Source organism: Stutzerimonas sp. CXK-1 (genome assembly GCF_057738225.1).
Map to the genome: position 1 here is coordinate 3,446,530 of NZ_CM173217.1, position 20,138 is coordinate 3,466,667.

Consider the following 20,138-nt stretch of genomic DNA (forward strand, 5'->3'; position numbering starts at 1 on the left):
TCAGCGCTTCTGGCTGCGCACTTCGGCACTGCGCAGGGACGGCGCCAGCTTGTCCAGCACGCCGTTGACGAACTTGTGCCCGTCGGTGGCGCCGAAGGTCTTGGCCAGCTCGATGCCCTCGTTGATCACCACGCGGTAGGGCACGTCGATGCGCTTCATCAGCTCGTAGGTGCACAGGCGCAGGATCGCCAGTTCCACCGGGTCCAGCTCGTCGAGGGCGCGGTCCAGGTGCGGGGTAATCGCCTGATCGACATCGCCCTTGTTGCGCGCCACACCGTTGAGCAGCTCATGGAAGTAGGCGCCGTCGACACCGCTGAAATCGTTGTCGACGCGAAACTGCGCTTCGATCTCGTTGAGGCTCTGACCGGCCATGTGCCACTGGTACAGCGCCTGCATCGCCAGGCTGCGCGCAACCCTGCGGGTCGCGATCTTGCCCTTGGCCTTGGGCTGCGGGGCGTCCTGGCTGTCGTCGCGGTTCAGACTCACTTGGCCTCCAGCTGCGCGAGCAGGCTCACCATTTCCAGTGCGGAGAGTGCGGCTTCGGCGCCCTTGTTGCCGGCCTTGGTGCCGGAACGCTCGATGGCCTGTTCGATGGAGTCGACGGTCAGCACGCCGAAGGCAACCGGCACACCGAATTCCATGGAGACCTGCGCCAGGCCCTTGGTGCATTCGCCAGCGACGTATTCGAAGTGCGGCGTGCCGCCACGGATTACCGCGCCGAGCGCGACGATGGCGTCGTATTCACCCTGCTGGGCGACCTTTTGTGCAACCAGTGGAATCTCGAAGGCGCCCGGGGCGCGGATCAGCGTGATGTCGTCCTCGCGAACGCCGTGGCGCACCAGCGCATCGACCGCGCCGCTGACCAGGCTCTCGACGACGAAGCTGTTGAAGCGGCCCACTACCAGGGCGTACTTGCCTTGCGGGGCGATGAAGGTACCTTCGATGGTCTTCAGGGGCATGGGTGAATTCTCATCTCTTAAAGAACGAAAGGCGCCGCGGTCTGCGCGGCGCCTTGGATTATTCGGCCGGGACGTATTCTACAACTTCCAGGTCGAAGCCGGATATCGCATTGAACTTCATTGGCGAGCTCATCAGGCGCATCTTGCGCACGCCCAGATCACGCAGGATCTGCGAGCCGGCGCCGACGGTGCTGTAGGTGCTCGGCGTCTTCGGTTCCTCGCGCAGGTTGGCGAGGATCTGCTCGCCGCCGGGCTGATGGCCGAGCAGCAGCACCACGCCGGCGCCGGCCTCGGCGACCTGGGCCATGGCCGCGCGCAGGCTCCAGCGCCCCGGCTGGCGGACCATCAGCAGGTCGCGCAGCGGGTCCATGTTGTGCACGCGCACCAGGGTCGGCTGCTCGGGCTGGATCGCCCCCAGGGTCAGCGCCATGTGCACGTCGCCTTCGACCGAGTCGCGGTAGGTCACCAGGTTGAACTGGCCGAGTTCGCTGTCCAGCGGCTGCTCGGAAACACGCTCGACGGTGCGCTCGTGCAGCAGACGGTAGTGGATCAGGTCGGCGATGGTGCCGATCTTCAGGTCATGCTCGGCGGCGAACACCTCGAGCTCCGGGCGTCGGGCCATGGTGCCGTCGTCGTTCATGATCTCGCAGATCACCCCGCTCGGCTCGAAGCCGGCCATGCGCGCCAGGTCGCAGGCGGCCTCGGTGTGGCCGGCACGGGCGAGCACACCGCCGGGCTGCGCCATCAGCGGAAAGATGTGCCCGGGGCTGACGATGTCTTCGGCCTTGGCGTTCTTCGCCACCGCAGCCTGTACGGTGCGCGCGCGGTCGGCGGCGGAAATGCCGGTGGTCACGCCCTCGGCGGCTTCGATCGACACGGTGAACTTGGTGCCGAAGCCCGAGCCGTTGCGCGGTGCCATCAGCGGCAACTTGAGCAGCTCGCAGCGCTGACGGCTCATGGGCATGCAGATCAGGCCGCGCGCGTGCTTGGCCATGAAGTTGATGTGCTCGGCGGTCACGCATTCGGAGGCGATGATGATGTCGCCCTCGTTCTCGCGGTCCTCGTCATCCATGAGGATGACCATCTTGCCGGCGCGGATGTCTTCGATCAGTTCTTCTGCGGTATTCAGGGCCATGCTGGCAGTCTCACTTGTTCAGGTAGCCGTGTTCGGCGAGGAAGGCTTCGCTGATGACGTTCGAACTCGGCTCGGCGGCCTTGTCGCCCAGCAGCAGGCGCTCCAGGTAGCGCGCCAGCAGGTCCACTTCGAGGTTGACCCGACGGCCCGGCCGATAGTCGGCCATGATCGTCTCGGCCAGGGTGTGCGGCACGATGGTCAGCTCGAATTCGGCGCCATTGACCGCATTGACCGTGAGGCTGGTGCCATCGACGGTGATCGAGCCCTTGAGCGCGATGTAGCGGGCCAGCTCGCGCGGGGCACGGATGCGGAACTGCACGGCGCGGGCGTTATCCTCGCGGGCGACGATCTCGCCGACGCCGTCGACATGGCCGCTGACCAGATGCCCGCCGAGGCGGCTGGTAGGCGTCAGGGCCTTTTCCAGGTTGACCCGGCTGCCGGTCTTGAGGTCGACGAAGGCGGTGCGCGCCAAGGTCTCGCGGCTGACATCGGCCCAGAAGCCGTCTCCGGGCAGCTCCACCGCGGTCAGGCAGACGCCGTTGACCGCGATGCTGTCGCCGAGCTTGACGTCAGCTAGGTCGAGCTTGCCGGTGGATACATAGACGCGCACGTCGCCGCCCTTGGGCGTCATCGCGCGGATGCTGCCGATCGCTTCGATTATTCCGGTGAACATGTGGCCTCCCTGTCGAGGCCGAGGAACGAATGCATTCAGTGAACTCCTGTTTGTGAAAAACAGGGCAATGCAGATCGCAGGGACTGGCCCGCCGCCGAACGGCGCCGCCTGAACATCCCGCTCTCTCTCATCCGGACTATGACCGTCGGCTCCGGAATCGCACCGGATCTGCTGACCTCGCCGATCAGGCGGCGAGCGCTCGCGGGCTGGGCTTGCGCCATCACCGCCGGTGGGGAATTTCGCCCCGCCCTGAGAACGTCGGGCCTCGCGGCCCGGGCGAGTTTTTATCACAAATGCGCACAAGGTGCAGCCAAACGCAGCGATTCGGTGTCCCGCGCCGGTCACCCGGCCTGGCGCGGCGCCCTCTACTTCGGCGTTGCGACGATCTTCCAGTCCCCGCCTACCGCGCGAATATCGCGGATGCAGAGTTCGCGCGCCTCGCTCATGCGCTCGAGCGGCAACTCGAGCAGCGGCCGCGCCGAAGAACCGAGGAACTTGGCGGCGACGAACAGCTGGTATTCGTCGATCAGGCCCTGCGCGGCGAAGGCGCCGACCAGGCGCGGGCCGGCCTCGACCAGCACCTCGTTGGCGCCTCGCGCGGCCAGCTCGCCAAGCAGGGCTGCGAGATCGACGCGCCCCTCGCCAAGCGTCAGCAGCTCGTGGCCGGCAGCGCGGTAGGGCGCGGCGTCGACCGAAGCGGCGGCAGCCACCAGCGCCGGCCCGGCCTGGAAGAACGGCGCGCCCAGCGGCACCCGCCCGCGCCCATCGACCAGCACCCGCAGCGGCGGGCGCGACAGTGCCAGCGCCGTCTGCGCCTCATCCAGCCCCAGCTCGGCGCCGCGCACGGTCAGCCGCGCGCCGTCCATCAGCACGGTATCGGCGCCGGTCAGCACCACGCTGGCGCGGGCGCGCAGGCGCTGCACCTCGGCGCGGGCCGCCGGCCCGGTGATCCACTGGCTCTCGCCGCTGGCCATCGCGGTGCGCCCGTCCAGGCTCATCGCCAGCTTGGCGCTGACGAACGGCAGGCCGCTTTCCATGCGTTTGATGAAGCCGCGGTTGAGTTCGCGCGCCTCGTCCTCCAGCACCCCGCTGGCGACCTCGATGCCGACGCTGCGCAGCAGCGCCAGGCCGCGCCCGGCGACCTGCGGATTGGGGTCCTGCATGGCCGCCACTACGCGGGCGACGCCGGCGGCGACCAGCGCCTCGGCGCAGGGCGGCGTGCGCCCGTGATGGCTGCAGGGTTCCAGGGTGACGTAGGCGGTGGCGCCGCGGGCCTGCTCGCCGGCCTGGCGCAGGGCATGCACTTCGGCGTGCGGCTCGCCGGCGCGTACGTGCCAGCCCTCGCCGACCTGCTGGCCGTCCTTGACGATCACGCAGCCGACCCGCGGGTTCGGGTGGGTGGAATACAGGCCCTGGCGCGCCAGCTGCAGCGCGCGGGCCATCCACGCCTGATCCGGCAGCATCAGGCCTTGCCCGGATCGCGCGAGGACAGCCGCTCGATCTCCTCGCGGAACTCGTTGAGGTCCTGGAAGCGGCGGTAGACCGAGGCGAAGCGGATGTAGGCGACCTCGTCGAGCTTCTGCAACTCGGCCATCACCAGCTCGCCGAGCACGCGCGACTTGACCTCGCGCTCGCCGGTAGCGCGTAGCTGGTGCTTGATGTGGCCGATCGCGGCCTCGAGGCGCTCGACGCTCACCGGGCGCTTCTCCAGTGCACGCTGCATGCCGGCACGCAGCTTGTCCTCGTCGAACGGCTGGCGGCTGCCATCGGACTTGATCAGACGCGGCATCACCAGTTCGGCGGTTTCAAAGGTGGTAAAGCGCTCGCCGCAGGCCAGGCATTCGCGGCGCCGACGGACCTGGTCGCCTTCGGCCACCAGACGGGAGTCGATGACCTTGGTGTCATGCGCGCTGCAGAAGGGACAATGCATGGTGACATTCGTGGTCAGAGTGTGAGGAGCGCCATGTTAGCGCATCGCCCAGGCAAGACAAACGAGGGCGCAGTACCATGCCGTATGCCCTGCCACTGCCCCGCCGGAGGAGCCTTCGTGCCGTTTCGTCCCATCCTTTTCAGCGCCGTCCTGCTTGCCGTTGCCGGCTGCGGCAGCCAGCCGAGCGAGGCGCCGGTGCAGCCGGTCGAGCTGCCGGTGCAGCAGTCGGACATCCTCAACCAGCTGCAGGGCCGACTGATCGGCGTTCCGGCCGGCAGCCAGGTCGAACTGGCCCTGCTGGAAGTCGACCGCCGCGACCAGCCCGACCGCCTGCTCAGCTCGCTACAGCTGCAAGGCCAGGGCGAGCCGCTGCCGTTCGCCCTGCAGTTCAACCCCGAGGCCTTTCCGGCCGGACGCACGGTCGAGCTGCGCGGCCGCGTGACCCGCGCGGGCCAACTGATCATGCGCCTGCCGGCGATCCCCATCGAAAGCGCCGGCAGCCAGGCGCTCGGAGATCTGCGCCCGGTGCCGGCGCCATGACCCCGCCGCGCGAGCTGCAACAGGCGCTGGCCGCCCTGCTCGGCGATGCACGCCTGGCCGCCGAGACGCTACCAGGCACCGATCTGCGGCTGTGGCTGATCGATGCGGCGAACATGGATCGCGCCTTCAGCCCAGACGAAACCCGGCGCATCCTCGAGGAGCCACCCTACTGGTGTTTCTGCTGGGCCAGCGGCCTGGTCCTGGCGCAGTGGCTGGCCGAGCATCCCGAATGGGTGCGTGGCCGGCGTGTGCTGGACTTCGGCGCCGGTTCGGGCGTCGCCGCAATCGCCGCGGCCAAGGCGGGTGCGGCCGAAGTGGTGGCCTGCGATCTCGATCCGCTGGCGCTGGCGGCCTGCCGCGCCAATGCCGCGCTGAACGAGGTTCAGCTGAGCTACTCGGCGGACTTCTTCGCCGAAGCCGATCGCTTCGACCTGATCATCGTCGCCGACGTGCTCTACGACCGCGCCAACCTGCCGCTGCTCGACCAGTTTCTCAGCCGCGGCCGCGAGGCGCTGGTGGCCGACTCGCGGGTGCGCGACTTCGCCCACCCGCTGTACCAGGGCCTTGGCATGCTCGAAGCCTGCACCTGGCCGGACCTCGCCGAACCGGCGGAATTTCGCCGGGTCAGCCTCTACCACGCCCGCCGCGCAGAGGCGGCAGCATGAACGACCCGCTGCGGCTGTTCTTCGCCCTGCCCTGCCCGGCCGACCAGGCACAGGCCATCGGCCGCTGGCGCGACGAGCAGGGCCTGGACGGGCGCGCCGTACCGCTGGCGAACCTGCACCTGACGCTGGCGTTTCTCGGCGCGCAACCGGCCGACGCACTGGCCGAGATCGCGCGCCTGGGCGAGTCGATCCATGCCGAGGCCTTCGAGCTGCGCCTGGACCGGCTGATCAGCCTCGGCAAGGGGTTCACTTGCCTGGCGCCAGAGCAGCCGCCGCGCGCGCTTGGCGACCTTGTCGCGCTGCTGCGCGCCGGCCTGGCCGAACGCGGGCTGCCGGTGGACGACCGCCCCTTCCTGCCGCATCTGACATTGATGCGCCAGGCAGGCGAGCGCCGGCACGCTACGACCCCGACATTCGCCTGGCCGGTCGAGTCCTTTGCGTTGTATGTGTCGGAGCAGGAGGAAGGCGGCGTGCGTTATCGGCCGTTGCGGCACTGGCCGCTGCGCCGGAGCACAGCGGCCGCCGCGAGCTGAGCGAACTCAGGCGGGTACGCGAATCAGGAAACGGAACAGCGAACCATGCTGCTCCACCGCGAGGCAGTCGTAGCCCTTGGCGCGGGTGTCCTCGGGGATGCCGTTGACCGATTGCGAGCAGTCGGTCACCACTTCGAGCAACTGCCCCGGCTTCATCGTCTCGAGGGTTTCGAGCGTGGCAATCGCGTTGTACGGGCAGTGTTCGCCTCGCAGGTCAAGCGAGAGATCGGGTACCTGGCTCATCGAGCGAGCTCCTTTTCGGTTGGAATCGTTTGGCGTTGAGGTGCACCAGCAGCATGGCCACGGCAAGCCCGGCGAACGTCAGCATCAACCCGCTGGTGGGGCCGAAGCGCTCGAGCAGGTTGACCTTCGGAAAGGGCAGCGCCAGGGTGCTGCCAAGTGCGTCCCAGTACACCGCGACGAGGGTGCCGCCGATGACGTTGCCGACGCCAACCACCCAGAAGTGCACCTGGCCTTCCATCGCGCGGTACATCCAGCCGGTTTCGCAGCCGCCGGCGACCACGATGCCAATGCCGAACAGCACGCCGCCGATGATCGCGTTCGGGCCCATCCAGAAGATCTTCGGGCTCGCCCCCAGCGCAATGGCGCCAAAGGTACCGACGCATGCCACGGCCATGCCGAGCAGGATGCCGTACGCCGCGCGGGTGCGGCCGGTGGTCCAGAGGTCGCGCGCGGCGCTGGTGAAACAGATCTGCGCACGCTCGATCAGCCCGCCGAACAGCAGCCCGAACAGCACCGCCATGCCCAGCACCAGCGAGGCGTCGAAACGCCAGGCGGCAAAGGCCACCGCCACCAGCGCAACGCCGACACCGATACGCGCCTGCAGGCCGGCACGCCGGCGGGTCGCTTCAGGGTCGGCAAACAGCGCACTGGCCTGAGTACCGACCCGCAGCGGCGTGCGCAGCCAGGGCAGCAGGCAGATCTTCACGCCGACCCAGGCGCCGGCCACAGTGGCGAGCATGAAGGCCCAGGCATGCAGGGAAAACATCGGAATGCCGGTGAAGAACGCCGCCAGGTTGCAGCCCATCGCCAGGCGCGCACCGAAGCCGGCGATGATGCCGCCGACCAGCCCCTGCAGCAGGCGCCGCCGGCTGGTCGGCCAGCGCAGGCTGACGTTGTTGGCCCACAGCGCGGTGCTCAACGCACCGAGCAGCATGCCGATGATCATCACCCCGTCGACCCGATCGAGCGGCGTGCCGTTCAGGCCAAGCAGCTTGAAATAGCTCCACTGCTCGGGCTGGGCACCGAACCAGGCCAGCACATGGCCGCCCCAGCGGGTGAACTCGCCGGTAACGGCCCAGAAGGTTCCCGTGATTGCAAAGTAATAGGCAGAGGCGACCCCGAGTGCGACCAGTGCCGGCAGCGGCGACCAGAAACGCACGAGGTAGCGCTCCCGAAAAGCGGAGAGCGAGGACATTTGAAGCTCCTTTTGACGCGCGACTGCAATCGCCGCACCGGTCTAGGAAAGGTTGTGTGGCCCGGCAGCGCCGGGCCGGCGCAACCTTAGCCCAGCGCCCGCGAAGACGCGAGTACTTGCATGGCGCCGTCGGCGCCCCCATGTCATCCTGCAGCCTTTTCCCTGCCCGCCCTCGACGAGATTCCGATGAGCCAGAGTCCCTTCATCTTCGATGTCACCAGCGCCAACTTCGAGCAGCTGGTGCTGGAAAACTCCTTTCACAAACCGGTGCTGGTGGACTTCTGGGCCGAGTGGTGCGCGCCGTGCAAGGCGCTGATGCCGCTGCTGGCGAAGATCACCGAGGAGTATGCCGGCGAGCTGCTGCTGGCCAAGGTCAACTGCGACATCGAGCAGGACGTGGTGATGCGCTTCGGCATCCGCAGCCTGCCGACGGTGGTGCTGTTCAAGGACGGCCAGCCGGTCGACGGCTTCGCCGGGGCGCAACCCGAATCAGCGATCCGCGCGATGCTCGAACCGCACGTGCAGCTGCCACCGGCGCCAGAGGCCGACCTGCTGCAAAGCGCCAGGGAGCTGTTCGCCGAAGGCCGCATCGGCGATGCCGAAAACACGCTCAAGCAGTTGCTTGGCGAGGACAACGAGAACGCCGAGGCGCTGATTCTCTATGCCCGCTGCCTGGCCGAGCGCGGCGAGCTGGGCGAGGCCGAAACCGTCCTCGCTGCAGTCAAGGGCGACGAGCACAAGCAGGCGCTGGCCGGCGCCCGTGCGCAGCTGACCTTTCTGCGCCAGGCCAACGACCTGCCGGAGCCAGCGGCGCTCAAGTCGCGCCTGGCGCAGGACCCGGGCGACGACGAGGCCACCTATCAACTGGCCGTACAGCAACTCGCCCGACAGCAGTACGAAGCCGCCCTCGATGGCCTGCTCAGGTTGTTCGTGCGCAACCGCAGTTTCAACGAAGGCGTAGCGCACAAGACGCTGCTACAGGTATTCGACCTGCTCGGCAACGATCACCCGCTGGTCGGCCAGTACCGCCGCAAGCTGTATCAGGCGCTCTACTGAGCTGCTTCAGCCGATCCAGCGATAGGTCGGGGCGTCGGCCCCATGCTCGACCTGCACCTGCTCGCTATGCCGCAGCCTGACCAGCAGCCGCTTGGCCGCTTGCTCGCTGCCGGCCAGCACGCGCAGCTCCTCGAAGAGTTGCGGGCCCTCGAGAATGCCGGCCTGGCGCAGGCGCTCCTGGGCGGTCTGCCAGAGCGCATCCTCTCGCGGTCGCCGCGCGCCGCCCTGCTCCGCAGCCGCGGGCTGCGCCGCGACGAAGCCCGCGGCCAGATTCGCCCAATCCTCGTTGTCGAGTTCGATGGCAAGGTCGACCGGCCAATCGCCGATCTTTCCGCTGATCCTGATCATGACCGCCTCCAAGCGCGAAACGCCTCATGCTCACATGCCGCAGGAAATCTGGCCAGCCGCAAGCAATAGTTGTTATAACGTAACGCACGCTTTTCTACCGGAGCCCTTCATGCGCCAGCTCATCGCCTTTTCGACCCTCGTCCTGCTGCCGGTACTGGCCCAGGCGCACGAGCAGACCCAGGAACAAGCCGAGCACGATGCCGCGGCCACCCACGCCGCGCTGCACGCCCATGAACATGGTGTTGCCGAGCTCGATGTGGCGTTCGAAAGCGAGCACCTGGACCTGGAGCTGCGCAGCCCGGCGATCAATCTGCTGGGGTTCGAGCACGCACCGGCCGGCGAGCCGGACGAACGCCGCATTGCCGCCGTGAGTGGCGATCTGCAACAGCCGCAAAGGCTGTTCGGCATACCGGCACAGGCAGGCTGCGCCGTCAGTGAGCAGGAGATCGACAGCTCGCTGCTGGGCAGCAATCACGCCGGCTACAAGCGCGAGGGCACCTCGCGGGCGGCCGACGATAACGGCCATAGCGACATCCTCGCGCGCTACAGACTCCTGTGCACCGAGCCGACCAAACTGACGCAACTGGACCTCAGCGCGCTGTTCGCCGGCTATCCCGGGCTCGAACGCGTGCGTGTGCAGCTGATCGGCCCCGGCGGTCAGCGTGCTGCGGAGCTGGGCCTGCGCGCGGCGACCCTCGAGTTCTGACGATGCCCGCCGAACACGCCATGGCTCCGCCCGTCCTCGAGATCCACGATCTGCATTTCGCCTGGCCCGGGCAAACCGAGCTGCTGCATATCCCGCAGCTGAGCCTGCACCAGGGTGAACGGGTGTTTCTCGAAGGCCCTTCGGGCAGCGGCAAGAGCACGCTGCTGGGCCTGGTCGGTGGCGTGCATATGCCCGACCGCGGGCACGTCCGCCTGCTCGGCCGCGACCTGGCCAGCCTCGGCGCCGCAGCCCGCGACCGCTGGCGGGTCGATCACACCGGCTTCATCTTCCAGCAGTTCAACCTCCTGCCGTTCCTCTCGGCAAGCGCCAACGTCACCCTGCCCTGCGGCTTCTCGCGCCTGCGCCGGGAGCGTGCCTGCGGTCGACACGGCAGTACTGAGCAGGCCGCAAGCCGGCTGCTCGAGCACCTTGGGCTGCCCCCGTCGCTGCTCGAGCGCCGCGCCGACTCGCTCTCCATCGGCCAGCAGCAACGGGTCGCCGCGGCTCGTGCGCTGATCGGCCAGCCGGAACTGGTGATCGCCGATGAACCAACCTCGGCGCTGGATGCCGACAGCCGCGAGAGTTTTCTGCGCCTGCTGTTCGACGAATGCAGTGCAGCCGGCGCCAGCCTGCTGTTCGTCAGCCACGACCGCAGCCTGGCGGGCCTGTTCGACCGCAGCCTGTCGCTGCCGGCACTCAACCGGGCCCGCCCGATCACGGAGAGTTGAGCTTGCATCTGTTGCGCCTGGCCTTGGCGAGCCTGAACAACCGCCGCTTCACCGCCCTGCTGACGGTCATGGCCATCGCGCTCTCGGTGTGCCTGTTACTGGCCGTCGAGCGCATCCGCACCGAGGCACGCACCAGCTTCGCCAGCACCATCAGCGGGACCGATCTGGTGGTCGGCGCGCGCTCCGGTTCGGTGAACCTGCTGCTCTACTCGGTATTTCGCATCGGCAACGCGACCAACAACATCCGCTGGGAGAGCTTCGAGCACTTCGCCAATCACCCGCGGGTGCGCTGGGCGATACCGCTTTCGCTAGGCGATTCGCACCGCGGCTACCGGGTACTCGGTACCAACCTGGCCTATTTCGAGCATTACCGCTACGGGCGCAAACAGCCGCTGGCTCTGGCTGAAGGGCGGCCGTTCGCCACGGCCCCCTTCGAAGTGGTGCTCGGCGCGGAAGTTGCCCAGCAATTGAACTACCGGCTCGGCGATTCGCTGGTGCTTGCGCACGGCGTCGCCCGCATCAGCCTGCTTCAGCACGACGACAAGCCCTTCGAGGTGGTCGGCATTCTCCAGCGCACCGGCACACCGGTCGACCGCACGCTGCACATCAGCCTGGCGGGCATGGAAGCGCTGCATGCCGACTGGCGTCATGGCGTACCGGCCCAGGGTGCGGCGCGACTGAGTGCCGCGCAGGCGCGCGAGCTGCCGCTGCAGCCCCGGCAAATCACCGCGTTTCTCCTTGGCCTGGACAGTCGCCTTGCCACCTTCGGCCTGCAGCGCGAGATCAACGGCTACCACAGCGAACCGCTGCAGGCGGTGCTGCCCGGGGTAGCGCTGCAGGAATTGTGGAGCCTGATGGGAACCGCCGAGCAGGCGCTGCTGGTCATTTCGCTGTTCGTCGTGCTGATCGGTCTGGTCGGTATGCTGACGGCGATCCTCACCAGCCTCAACGAGCGCCGCCGGGAAATGGCCATCCTGCGCTCGGTCGGTGCGCGCCCCTGGCATATCGCCGGGCTGTTGGTCGCCGAAGCCCTGCTGCTGGCAGTCGCCGGCATGCTGCTCGGCGTCGCGCTGCTCTATCTGGCGATACTGGGGGCGCAGGGACCGCTGCAGGCGCACTACGGCCTGTACGTTCCCCTGCGCTGGCCCGGCCAGCATGAATGGCGGCTGCTCGGCGCGGTGCTGTGCGCCGCCGTGCTGATGGGCGGCGTACCCGCCTGGCGCGCGTACCGGCAGTCGCTCGTCGACGGCCTGTCCATTCGCCTTTGAGAACGTCATGCACAGACCCCTGCCGATCCTGCTGCTGTGTCTGGTGTCGTCCTGGGCGACCGCCGAGATACGCGAGCTACGTTGGTCGGAACTGGTACCGGCCGATGCGCCGCCCCCGGCCCCGCCGGCCGCGATGCACGACCTGTCGCAACTGGCCGATGTACTCGCCGCCGAGAATGGCCCCGCAGCGGCGCAACAGCACCCGAATGCGCCGGTGGTGCAGGCGCTGGACGGCCTCGAGGTGCGTCTGCCGGGTTACATCGTGCCGCTGGAAATCAGTGAGCAGGAGCGCGTCGTGGAGTTCCTGCTGGTGCCTTATTTCGGCGCCTGCATTCACGTGCCGCCGCCGCCGCCGAACCAGATCGTCCACGCCACCAGCGAGCCAGGGGTAAAGGTAGAGCAACTCTATCAACCGTTCTGGATCGAAGGTCCGTTGCGCGTCGAGCCAGCCAGCAGCGAGCTGGCCGAAGCGGGCTACAGCATGCAGGCGCAGCGTATCTTTCCCTACGACCTGCCCTGAACGGCGGGCGTGGCTCAGTTGGTGCGGGCGACCTGACGCTCGCGCTCGAAGCTCAGCTCACTCTCCGCCCACTCACGCCAGGCGCGCACCTGGCGCCGCTCGGCCCCGGCACGCTCAGCCTTGCGCAGCGCCTCAAGGCCGGCCTGCCAATGGGCCTGCTCGAGTTCGAGCTGGGCCAGATTCATCCACAGCTTCGCCTGGCCGCTCCGGGCCGCCAGCTCGCGGTACAGTTCCGCCGCTGTGCTGCGCTCGCGCGCCTGCCACCAGAGCTGCGCCAGCCTCTCGCGGCGGGTCGCGCTTCCTTGCAACAGATCGGCGTCGAGCATGCCGTCCAGCAGTCGTGCGGCTTGCCAGGGTTGACCGGCTGCGGCGGCCAGCAGCACCAGGTTGTCCAGCTCCGCCTCGCTGAAGCGCAGGCCCTTGGCGTAGGCGGTGCGCAGCGTGGCCAACGCCCGCTCGTCGGCGCCGGCCAGTTGCTGCAGCCCGGCCAACTGGCGCCAGCTACGCGGCTGGTCTGGGTGGCGCAACAGCAGCTGGCGCTGCCAACGCTCGGCCGCCGGGTAGCGCTTGAGCTCGGCGTTGCCGGCCACCAGCAGTTGCAGCCAGACGTCTTCGGCGCGCGGATTGGCCGCCACATAACGTTCGGCCAGGGGCAGCGCCTTGGCATGCTGGCCGAGCCCCTGGTATGCCTGCACGAGCATGCGCAGGATATCGGCATCCTGCTGGTCCGCCCCCTTCAACAGGCTGACGACGCGGGCGAAGTCGCCTTCGGCGAGATACAGGCGCGCCAGGTTGGCGCGTTCGGCGGCGAGTGTCTGCTCGTCGAGCTTGCCGCTGGCCAGCGCCTTGTCGAGCCACCGCACGGCGTCGGCGGTATCGCCCTGCGCCCAGGCCAGGTAGCCAAGGCTGCGCCAGACCAGGGCCTGCTCGATGCTGCCAGGCTTGGCCCCGGCGCCCTGCAGCGCCTTTCGCGCAGCGCCATAGTCACCCCTCTGCTGAGCGCTTTGCGCCTCTTGCAGAGCGCTGTATACGCCAGGTGCAATGCTTTGCGCCGCCTGGGCGGCACTGGCGAAGGTAAGGATCAACACGAGCAGCAGACGAGGCATCTCAGCGTTCTCCTTGCAGGCGGAAGTGCAGGGTTTTCACGGCTTCGCGCGAAACCGCCACGCCGTTCTCGGTGCGTGGAGCAAAGCGCCAGCGAGCCGCCGCCCGGCGCGCCTCGCGGTCGAAGACGTTGCGCGGCGAAGCCTCCAGCACGCGGATGTTTTCCACCCGGCCGGAGGGGGAAATGGTGAAGGCCAGCTTGATATGCCCTTCGATCCCGCGTTGCCGGGCTCGGTAGGGATATTCGGGACGAACATCGTTGAGCGGCACCACCTCTTGTTCCGGCCCGCCCGGCTGCCCGCCCGCCTCGGCGGCGGCAGCGGCGGCGGGTGCCGTGGCGGCTGGCGCAGGGGCCGCAGCGGCGCTCAGGCCGCTCAAGCTCGGCGCCGGTGCCGCGGCGACCGACACACCGGCATCGATGTTCGGCAGATCGAGATCGAGCTTTGGCAGATTGGCCGCCGGCGTCGCCATGCTCGGCGTCGGTGGCGTCGGCGGCTGCGGCGTCTTGGGTTGTGGCGGCTGTGGCGCCTGCTGGCGCGTGCGCGTCGCGGCTTCCTGGTTGCGCCCATCCATGCGGACGAAGTTGGCGACTGCGACGGGCTCGTCGCTGACTTCGCTGCGCGGCGGCGAGACCATGCTCAGCATGAGTGCGAACAGCAATACGGTGACCACACAGGCCGCCAGCAGCGAAAAGCCGGCGCGGCTCAAGCCCTGGCGCATTACCGCGCTCCCGTGCTGGCCGCCAGCGCCACGTCGCGGACCCCGGCCTGTCGCGCCTGATCCATGACCTGCACCACCAGGCCGGTGCGTGCATCCTGGTCGGCCTGCACCACGACCGCACCATCGGGCTGATCGACGCGCATGCGCTCGACATGGGCGCGCACGCTGCGCACGTCGATCTGCTGCTTGTCGATCCAGATCTGGCCGTCGGCGGTCACGGCGATGAGGATGTTGCCCTTGTCCTGGGCGCTGGCGGTATCGGCCTGCGGGCGCTGCACCTCGACGCCGGACTCCTTGACGAAGGAGCTGGTGACGATGAAGAAGATCAGCATGATGAAGACCACATCGAGCATCGGCGTGAGGTCGATGCCGGTGTCTTCGTCCTGCTGGTAATGATGGCGACGCATACGCATCAACAACTCCTCAATCGTGACGCAGCTGGTCGGCCAGCCGGTCGAGCGACAGCCGGGCGATACGCTCGAGGCGCGCCAGGCTGAACAGTCCAGTGATGGCCAGCACCATGCCAGCCATGGTCGGCAGGGTGGCTTGCCAGACGCCAGCGGCCATGCCGCGCGGGTTGCCGGTACCGTTGAGCGACAGCACGTCGAACACGGCGATCATCCCGGTCACGGTGCCGAGCAGGCCGAGCAGCGGGTAGAGCGCCACCAGCGCCTTGCTCAGGCGCAGCGGCCCGGCCAGTTGCTGCTGAGCCTGCGCCAGCCAGGCGCTGCGTACCGCGCGCTGCCAGGTGCCGGGCTCGCTGGCCAACCGGGCCCAGGCCTGGCGGCGGGCGTCGACCCAGCGCGGGAACACCCGGCGCATGTACCAGAGGCGCTCGAACACCAGTGTCCAGTACAGCACGCAGAGCACCGCCAGCGCCCACATGACGACCCCGCCGGCGGCCATGAAGTCGAGCAGCAGATGACCGCTGTCGACCAGCCGCAGCCAGAGCCCGTGCAGATCAGTCACGACGAGGCGTTCCCGACAAGTGCAGCGCGATCAGGCCCGCGCTCTGCTGTTCGAGGAGCTGGATCAGCGCCTTGCTGCGACTGGCCAGCAGCGCGTGCAGGAAAAGCAGCGGGATGGCCACCACCAGGCCCATCACGGTGGTTACCAGCGCCTGCGAGATGCCATCGGCCATCAGCCGCGAATCACCGCCACCGCTCTGGGTGATGGCCTGGAAGGTGACGATCATGCCCGTCACGGTGCCCAAGAGACCAAGCAACGGCGCAACAGCCGTCAGCAACTTGAGCAGCGGCTGGCCGCGCTCCAGCGGCGGCGTTTCCTGCAGGATCGCCTCGTCGAGCTTGAGCTCCAGGGTCTCCAGGTCCGCAAGCTGCGGCTTCGGCCCGAGCACACCAATGATGCGGCCGAGCGGATTGTCGTCGCGCGGCCGCTCGAGCTCGCGCATCTGGCTGGCGACCTTGCGGCCGACGCCACTGAGATAGACCATTCGCCAGCCCGCCAGGCACAGGCCGAGCACACCCAATGCGACAATGACCCAGCCGACCAGCCCGCCCTGCTGCAGGCGCGCCCAGAAATCCGGCTCGCGCTGCAACTGCGCCAGCAGTGTGCCGCGGCTCGGGTCGATCGGTAGCACACCCAGCGCCTCATCGCTGCGCAGATAGTCATCGACTTCGCCCATGCCGGAAGGCTGCCGAGCCGGTGCTAGCAGCTGACCGGCATCGGCGTCGTAGCGCAGGAAGTCATCCTGGCCGAAGACCGAGAACGTACCGACGCGCAGCACCGGCTGCTCGCTGCGCTGGCCGTCGGCCCCAACCACCGGGAGGCTGACCTGCTCGACCCGACCGCTGGCGGCCAGGTCCTCCAACAGCGTCATCCAGAACGCATCCAGATCCTCGGCCGAGGGCAGCGTGCGGCTCTCGGCGAGCCCTCGCAGTTGCGCCAGGCGCTCGGGATATTGGGCATTGAGAAGGCTGTCCTGCCACTGCCCGGCAATGTCGCCGGCGCTCTGGCGGACCACACCGAACAGCTCGCCCAGATGACCGACGCGCTGGGCCAGCAACTTCTCCTGCTCGGCAAGCAGCGCTTCCTGCCGGTCGAACTCGGCCTTGAGCCGTTCGGCCTCGGCCTGCTGCTCGGCCAGCGCCGCCTTGGCCTGTGCCAGCAGACGGGCCTGTTCGCCGCGGTCACGCACGAAAGCCTGCTCGCGCGCCTGCATGGCGCTCGCTTCGGCGGCCCGCTCACTGCGGATGCGCTCAAGCAACTGATCGGGATTCAGCGGCTCGGCGGCATTCACCAGTACCGGCGCCAGCAGCAGCAGCGCCAGCAGAGAAAACAGACGACTCATTGCGCACTCTCCCGACCGAGGGTTTTCACCGGCAATTCCAGGTAAGCCGGGGCCTGCTGCTGACGCGCGATGGCGATCGCCTGGGTCAGCGGGCGCCGTGCGCTGCCGTCGAGCACCTCCCAGCTGCGGGTCGCCGGATTCCACCAGCCGCTCTCATGCGCATCCAGGGTCTGGTAATAGAGCATCACGCGACCCAGGCGCAGAAACTCGACACTGCGCGAACCGCCCTCGACCGGCAGCTCGCCGCGCCAGGCCTCGAGGGTGCGGCCGTAATCGCTCTCGATCTGATACGCCTCGAGAATGCGACGGTACTTTTCCGCCAGGCTGACATCGGCACGTGGCAGCAACTCCTCGAGCTGTGCCAGACGGTCGGCCCGCTCGTCCGGCAGGAACGGCAGATCCGCCTCGATGAACTGCCCCAGCACCTCCACCATGCGACTCATCTGCGGCGTCACGGCCTCCTGAGTGCGCTCGATGCCCTGTAGCTGCCTTCCGTAGCCTTCGAGCTCCTTTTGCTGCGCCGCCGTCAGCTCGCGCATCTGCGCGTTATAAGCCTTCAGGGCCTCGGCCTGCTGCACGGCACTGCGATAGTCGGTAAGCATCTGGCGGGTGGCATCGTCGAGCTGCTCGATGCGCGCCTGGGACGAGGCTGCCTCCTCGGACAGACGCTCACTCTCTTCGAGCGCCGCATCGAGTGGAGCAGCCACCAGCGGCGCAGCGAACTGCACGCAACAGGGCAGCACGGCGACCGCCAGCAGGCGGGGAAGGACGGACGACATGGGGAATCCTTGCTAGGAGAACTTAACTCAAAGAAGAACCATTATCATTAGTAAATTGATCTAAAGCAAGCAGGGCAAAAGGTCGCAGCACGGCCCCCCGTTTTCATTGAGCCAAGTCAAAAAGCCCCAATCGGCCACACCTACCATTGCCCCATCGAATTACGCACACATGGAGCAAGCATTATGCGCAAGACCCTGTTCACCGCTTCCGCGCTGGCCCTGGCGCTGGCCGCCCCCTTCGCCCAGGCCTTCGAGGCCGGGGACATCATCGTTCGCGCTGGTGCGATTACTGTTGATCCGCATGAGGACAGCGGGAATGTAAAAGTCGCCGGCCAGCCCATCGATGCTAAGGCAACGCTGGATAGCGACACGCAGCTGGGCCTTAACTTTGCCTACATGCTGACGGACAAAGTCGGCCTTGAACTGCTGGCTGCGACTCCTTTCAGTCATGACGTTGGCCTGAAAGCAGGCGGCACGTCGTCTAAATTGGGAAGCTTGAAGCATCTGCCCCCAACCCTTAGTGTCGTCTACTATCCGTTGGAAAAGACCTCTGCATTCCAGCCCTATGTTGGCGCCGGCATTAACTACACTTGGTTCTTCGATGACAAGCTAACCAGCGAGGCGGAAACAGCTGGCTTCCGCGGTCTTGACATGAAGGACTCCTGGGGTTTGGCGGCTCAGGTTGGCATGGATTACATGCTGACAGAGAACGTGATGCTAAACGCTCAAGTTCGCTACATTGATATCGAAACCGAGGGAACCACGTATGCCGGCCCGGCTAAAGTGACGGTCGATGTAGACGTCGACCCCTTCGTCTACATGGTCGGCCTCGGCTACAAGTTCTGACGAACCTAGCCGTCCCAGACAGCAGAAAGGCGCCCATCGGCGCCTTTCTTGCGTTTTCACCAGGCGTTATCGCCGCAACAGACGGGCCAGGCCATCACGCATGCTGGTCGGCGGCTGAGGAAGGCGATAACGCGCCAGCAGGCGCGCGTTGTTCGCGCGCGAATGACGGATATCACCGGGCCGGGCAGCCAGATGAGTCACCGGCGGCAACTGCCCAAGCACCTCACCAATCGCCGCCAGCAACTGGTTCAGCGAAGTGGTCTGGCCGAGCCCCACGTTTACCGCACCCACCTCGACTTCTGACGTCTCGAGCGCCTGTACCAGCACCTCGACCAGATCGCCGACATAGAGGAAATCGCGTGTCTGCTCGCCATCACCGAAGACACTGATCGGCTGGCCCCGCTGCGCACGCTCGGTAAAGATGCTGATCACGCCCGAATAAGGCGACGAAGGATCCTGGCGAGGCCCGTAGATGTTGAAGAAGCGGAACACCACCGGCTCCAGCCCATGCTGGCGCCGATAGAAGTCCAGGTAATGCTCGCTGGCCAACTTGTCCGCCGCATAGGGCGTCAGGGGTGCCTTGGGCGTGTCTTCGTCGATCGCGGTTCCCTCGCCGTTGTTGCCGTACACCGCGGCGCTGGAGGCGAACACGACCCGTCTTATCCCGGCGGCACGCATCGCCTCGCAGACATTGAGCGTACCGATGAGATTGGCGCGATGCGTCCCGACAGGGTCCTCCACCGAGGCCTGCACCGAAGCCACGGCGGCGAGATGGACCACCGCACCACATCCCTCGATGGCACCCCGAACGCATTCGGCATCGGCAACATCGCCGACGATCAGCTCGACCCGGTCGTCTTGCGGCAGATTGCTGCGCTTGCCGGTAGAGAGGTTGTCGAGCACGCGAACCCGATAGCCGCGGGCAAGCAGGACATCGACCAGGTTGGAGCCGATGAAGCCGGCCCCCCCGGTCACCAGGATCGGCAGATCAGCCATGACGGTAGTAGCGTTCCAGTAGGCTCGGCAGCCCGGCGCGCCAGGCGCGCGGCTTGATGCCGAAGGTATTGAAGATCTTCTTGCAGGCGAGCACGCCGTGCTGGGGTTCGTCGTCGGCATCCTCGCAAGCGGCATGGGCTGCCGGCTGCAGGACGTCGGCCGTCAGCTGTCGGTAGCGACTGGCTTCGGCAAGCAGAGCCTGACCGACCAGCAGCGGGGTCGAGGCTTCATGACCGCCGTAATGATAGGTCCCCCACAACGGCGCCTGGCAGTCGAGCTGCTTGAGCACGGCGAGGATGACCCTCGCGGCATCATCCACCGGCGTCGGATTTCCGCGCCGGTCATCGGCGAGCCGGATCGCCTCACCGCTTTCAAGACGCTTGAGGAACCGCCCGAGCAAGCCATCGCTGCTGTCGTCGAGCAACCAGCCGAAGCGCAACAGCACGTGCCTTGGGCAAAGCGAGCGCACGCTCTGCTCGAACTGCCAGAGCGACTGGCCGCGGACATCCAGCGGCGCGACTTCGTCCTTCTCGCTGTAGGCGGTCGTACGCGCGCCGTCGAAGACGCGATAGCTGGAGGGCTGCAGAAGAATGAAGTCGTGATGCTGACAGAGTTCGGCAAGACGCTCGACCGAGCGCGCCTGAGCAGCCAACGCGACGTCGCTCGCTTGCCCGCTCTGGAACCAGTCGTAGTAATAGGCGAGGTTGATCACCGCATCCGGTCGGTTGTCGTCCAGCAGCTGGGTCAGGCTCGCCGCATCCCAACCGTGCGCTGGCGGCCGCGGTGCGAGAAAGCCGATGTCCTCTTCGGCCCCCAGACGGATGAGCGCCTGCCCGAGGGCATTGCCTCCACCCAACAGCAACAGGCGCATTCGCATCAAGCA

26 protein-coding genes and 1 riboswitch are annotated in these 20,138 nt (G+C 67.3%); of the genes, 9 read left to right on the top strand and 17 right to left on the bottom strand.

Annotated features, from left to right (window positions below):
- From nusB to nrdR, 6 genes are all read right to left on the bottom strand, one after another.
- Positions 1 to 486: a transcription antitermination factor NusB gene (nusB, locus tag AC0KXH_RS16390; protein WP_041110846.1), complete on the bottom strand. Its 486-nt coding sequence runs from the start codon at positions 484 to 486 to the stop codon at positions 1 to 3.
- Positions 483 to 959 (bottom strand): 6,7-dimethyl-8-ribityllumazine synthase, encoded by a 477-nt coding sequence (gene ribH, locus AC0KXH_RS16395; protein WP_041110845.1) that lies wholly within the window; start codon positions 957 to 959, stop codon positions 483 to 485. Before ribH ends, nusB begins: the two co-directional genes overlap by 4 nt.
- Positions 960 to 1,017: 58 nt before the next feature.
- Positions 1,018 to 2,094 (bottom strand): bifunctional 3,4-dihydroxy-2-butanone-4-phosphate synthase/GTP cyclohydrolase II, encoded by a 1,077-nt coding sequence (gene ribBA, locus AC0KXH_RS16400; RefSeq protein WP_041110844.1) that lies wholly within the window; start codon positions 2,092 to 2,094, stop codon positions 1,018 to 1,020.
- Between the two features lie 10 nt (positions 2,095 to 2,104).
- Positions 2,105 to 2,767 carry a riboflavin synthase gene (locus tag AC0KXH_RS16405; RefSeq protein ID WP_488223719.1) on the bottom strand — a complete coding sequence of 221 codons (663 nt, stop codon included), beginning with the start codon at positions 2,765 to 2,767 and terminating at the stop codon, positions 2,105 to 2,107.
- Positions 2,768 to 2,882: 115 nt separating this feature from the next.
- A riboswitch (FMN riboswitch) is annotated at positions 2,883 to 3,028 on the bottom strand.
- Between the two features lie 104 nt (positions 3,029 to 3,132).
- Positions 3,133 to 4,230 carry a bifunctional diaminohydroxyphosphoribosylaminopyrimidine deaminase/5-amino-6-(5-phosphoribosylamino)uracil reductase RibD gene (gene ribD, locus AC0KXH_RS16410; RefSeq protein WP_488223720.1) on the bottom strand — a complete coding sequence of 366 codons (1,098 nt, stop codon included), beginning with the start codon at positions 4,228 to 4,230 and terminating at the stop codon, positions 3,133 to 3,135.
- Entirely contained in the window at positions 4,230 to 4,697 is a 468-nt protein-coding gene (gene nrdR, locus AC0KXH_RS16415) for a transcriptional regulator NrdR (protein ID WP_041110273.1), read from the bottom strand. Before nrdR ends, ribD begins: the two co-directional genes overlap by 1 nt.
- 117 nt (positions 4,698 to 4,814) lie before the next feature.
- On the opposite strand from nrdR, the gene AC0KXH_RS16420 reads away from it, so the two are divergent.
- The 3 genes from AC0KXH_RS16420 to thpR are packed head-to-tail and all read left to right on the top strand — an operon-like array spanning position 4,815 to position 6,435.
- Entirely contained in the window at positions 4,815 to 5,237 is a 423-nt protein-coding gene (locus AC0KXH_RS16420; protein ID WP_043222023.1) for a YbaY family lipoprotein, read from the top strand.
- Positions 5,234 to 5,902 (top strand): class I SAM-dependent methyltransferase, encoded by a 669-nt coding sequence (locus tag AC0KXH_RS16425; protein WP_404717968.1) that lies wholly within the window; start codon positions 5,234 to 5,236, stop codon positions 5,900 to 5,902. Before AC0KXH_RS16420 ends, AC0KXH_RS16425 begins: the two co-directional genes overlap by 4 nt.
- Entirely contained in the window at positions 5,899 to 6,435 is a 537-nt protein-coding gene (gene thpR / locus AC0KXH_RS16430; protein WP_061339958.1) for an RNA 2',3'-cyclic phosphodiesterase, read from the top strand. Before AC0KXH_RS16425 ends, thpR begins: the two co-directional genes overlap by 4 nt.
- A gap of 6 nt (positions 6,436 to 6,441) precedes the next feature.
- Here the strand turns inward: thpR and yedF are convergent, their stop codons facing one another.
- Together yedF and yedE are read right to left on the bottom strand one after the other, a co-directional pair.
- Positions 6,442 to 6,678 carry a sulfurtransferase-like selenium metabolism protein YedF gene (yedF, locus tag AC0KXH_RS16435; protein ID WP_041110269.1) on the bottom strand — a complete coding sequence of 79 codons (237 nt, stop codon included), beginning with the start codon at positions 6,676 to 6,678 and terminating at the stop codon, positions 6,442 to 6,444.
- Positions 6,650 to 7,873, bottom strand: a complete 1,224-nt coding sequence (gene yedE / locus AC0KXH_RS16440; RefSeq protein ID WP_488223721.1) for a selenium metabolism membrane protein YedE/FdhT — start codon at positions 7,871 to 7,873, stop codon at positions 6,650 to 6,652. Before yedE ends, yedF begins: the two co-directional genes overlap by 29 nt.
- 186 nt (positions 7,874 to 8,059) lie before the next feature.
- Here yedE and trxA point away from each other — a divergent pair, with 186 nt between their 5' ends.
- Entirely contained in the window at positions 8,060 to 8,929 is an 870-nt protein-coding gene (gene trxA, locus AC0KXH_RS16445; protein WP_041110267.1) for a thioredoxin, read from the top strand.
- Between the two features lie 6 nt (positions 8,930 to 8,935).
- Here the strand turns inward: trxA and AC0KXH_RS16450 are convergent, their stop codons facing one another.
- The gene (locus tag AC0KXH_RS16450; RefSeq protein ID WP_041110266.1) at positions 8,936 to 9,277 is read right to left on the bottom strand and encodes a hypothetical protein; all 342 of its coding nucleotides are present in this window, start codon (positions 9,275 to 9,277) and stop codon (positions 8,936 to 8,938) included.
- A gap of 109 nt (positions 9,278 to 9,386) precedes the next feature.
- Here AC0KXH_RS16450 and AC0KXH_RS16455 point away from each other — a divergent pair, with 109 nt between their 5' ends.
- Genes AC0KXH_RS16455 through AC0KXH_RS16470 form a run of 4 tightly spaced genes read left to right on the top strand, consistent with a single transcriptional unit; the run spans position 9,387 to position 12,499 of the window.
- Positions 9,387 to 9,983, top strand: coding sequence for a DUF2796 domain-containing protein (locus AC0KXH_RS16455; RefSeq protein ID WP_488223722.1), 597 nt, complete (start codon positions 9,387 to 9,389; stop codon positions 9,981 to 9,983).
- Between the two features lie 20 nt (positions 9,984 to 10,003).
- Positions 10,004 to 10,711: an ABC transporter ATP-binding protein gene (locus AC0KXH_RS16460; protein WP_488223723.1), complete on the top strand. Its 708-nt coding sequence runs from the start codon at positions 10,004 to 10,006 to the stop codon at positions 10,709 to 10,711.
- Between the two features lie 2 nt (positions 10,712 to 10,713).
- Positions 10,714 to 11,979, top strand: a complete 1,266-nt coding sequence (locus AC0KXH_RS16465; protein ID WP_488223724.1) for an ABC transporter permease — start codon at positions 10,714 to 10,716, stop codon at positions 11,977 to 11,979.
- 7 nt (positions 11,980 to 11,986) lie between these two features.
- Entirely contained in the window at positions 11,987 to 12,499 is a 513-nt protein-coding gene (locus tag AC0KXH_RS16470; protein WP_488223725.1) for a DUF3299 domain-containing protein, read from the top strand.
- A gap of 14 nt (positions 12,500 to 12,513) precedes the next feature.
- Here the strand turns inward: AC0KXH_RS16470 and AC0KXH_RS16475 are convergent, their stop codons facing one another.
- Genes AC0KXH_RS16475 through AC0KXH_RS16500 form a run of 6 tightly spaced genes read right to left on the bottom strand, consistent with a single transcriptional unit; the run spans position 12,514 to position 17,413 of the window.
- Positions 12,514 to 13,605 carry a tetratricopeptide repeat protein gene (locus AC0KXH_RS16475; RefSeq protein WP_488223726.1) on the bottom strand — a complete coding sequence of 364 codons (1,092 nt, stop codon included), beginning with the start codon at positions 13,603 to 13,605 and terminating at the stop codon, positions 12,514 to 12,516.
- Between the two features lies 1 nt (position 13,606).
- Positions 13,607 to 14,323, bottom strand: a complete 717-nt coding sequence (locus AC0KXH_RS16480) for an energy transducer TonB (protein WP_488223727.1) — start codon at positions 14,321 to 14,323, stop codon at positions 13,607 to 13,609.
- Positions 14,323 to 14,736 (bottom strand): ExbD/TolR family protein, encoded by a 414-nt coding sequence (locus AC0KXH_RS16485; RefSeq protein ID WP_041110260.1) that lies wholly within the window; start codon positions 14,734 to 14,736, stop codon positions 14,323 to 14,325. Before AC0KXH_RS16485 ends, AC0KXH_RS16480 begins: the two co-directional genes overlap by 1 nt.
- A gap of 10 nt (positions 14,737 to 14,746) precedes the next feature.
- Complete coding sequence (locus AC0KXH_RS16490; RefSeq protein ID WP_165562720.1) at positions 14,747 to 15,292, bottom strand: MotA/TolQ/ExbB proton channel family protein; 546 nt, start codon at positions 15,290 to 15,292, stop codon at positions 14,747 to 14,749.
- Positions 15,285 to 16,634, bottom strand: coding sequence for a MotA/TolQ/ExbB proton channel family protein (locus tag AC0KXH_RS16495; protein ID WP_488223728.1), 1,350 nt, complete (start codon positions 16,632 to 16,634; stop codon positions 15,285 to 15,287). Before AC0KXH_RS16495 ends, AC0KXH_RS16490 begins: the two co-directional genes overlap by 8 nt.
- Positions 16,631 to 17,413, bottom strand: a complete 783-nt coding sequence (locus AC0KXH_RS16500; RefSeq protein ID WP_488223729.1) for a DUF3450 domain-containing protein — start codon at positions 17,411 to 17,413, stop codon at positions 16,631 to 16,633. The genes AC0KXH_RS16495 and AC0KXH_RS16500 overlap by 4 nt, the downstream gene beginning before the upstream one ends.
- A gap of 183 nt (positions 17,414 to 17,596) precedes the next feature.
- On the opposite strand from AC0KXH_RS16500, the gene AC0KXH_RS16505 reads away from it, so the two are divergent.
- Positions 17,597 to 18,259, top strand: coding sequence for an OmpW/AlkL family protein (locus AC0KXH_RS16505; protein WP_313306126.1), 663 nt, complete (start codon positions 17,597 to 17,599; stop codon positions 18,257 to 18,259).
- 66 nt (positions 18,260 to 18,325) lie between these two features.
- On the opposite strand, the gene AC0KXH_RS16510 is transcribed toward AC0KXH_RS16505, so the two are convergent.
- Positions 18,326 to 19,255 carry an NAD-dependent epimerase/dehydratase family protein gene (locus AC0KXH_RS16510; RefSeq protein WP_488223730.1) on the bottom strand — a complete coding sequence of 310 codons (930 nt, stop codon included), beginning with the start codon at positions 19,253 to 19,255 and terminating at the stop codon, positions 18,326 to 18,328.
- Complete coding sequence (locus AC0KXH_RS16515; RefSeq protein ID WP_488223731.1) at positions 19,248 to 20,132, bottom strand: sugar nucleotide-binding protein; 885 nt, start codon at positions 20,130 to 20,132, stop codon at positions 19,248 to 19,250. The genes AC0KXH_RS16510 and AC0KXH_RS16515 overlap by 8 nt, the downstream gene beginning before the upstream one ends.
- Positions 20,133 to 20,138 lie beyond the last annotated feature (6 nt).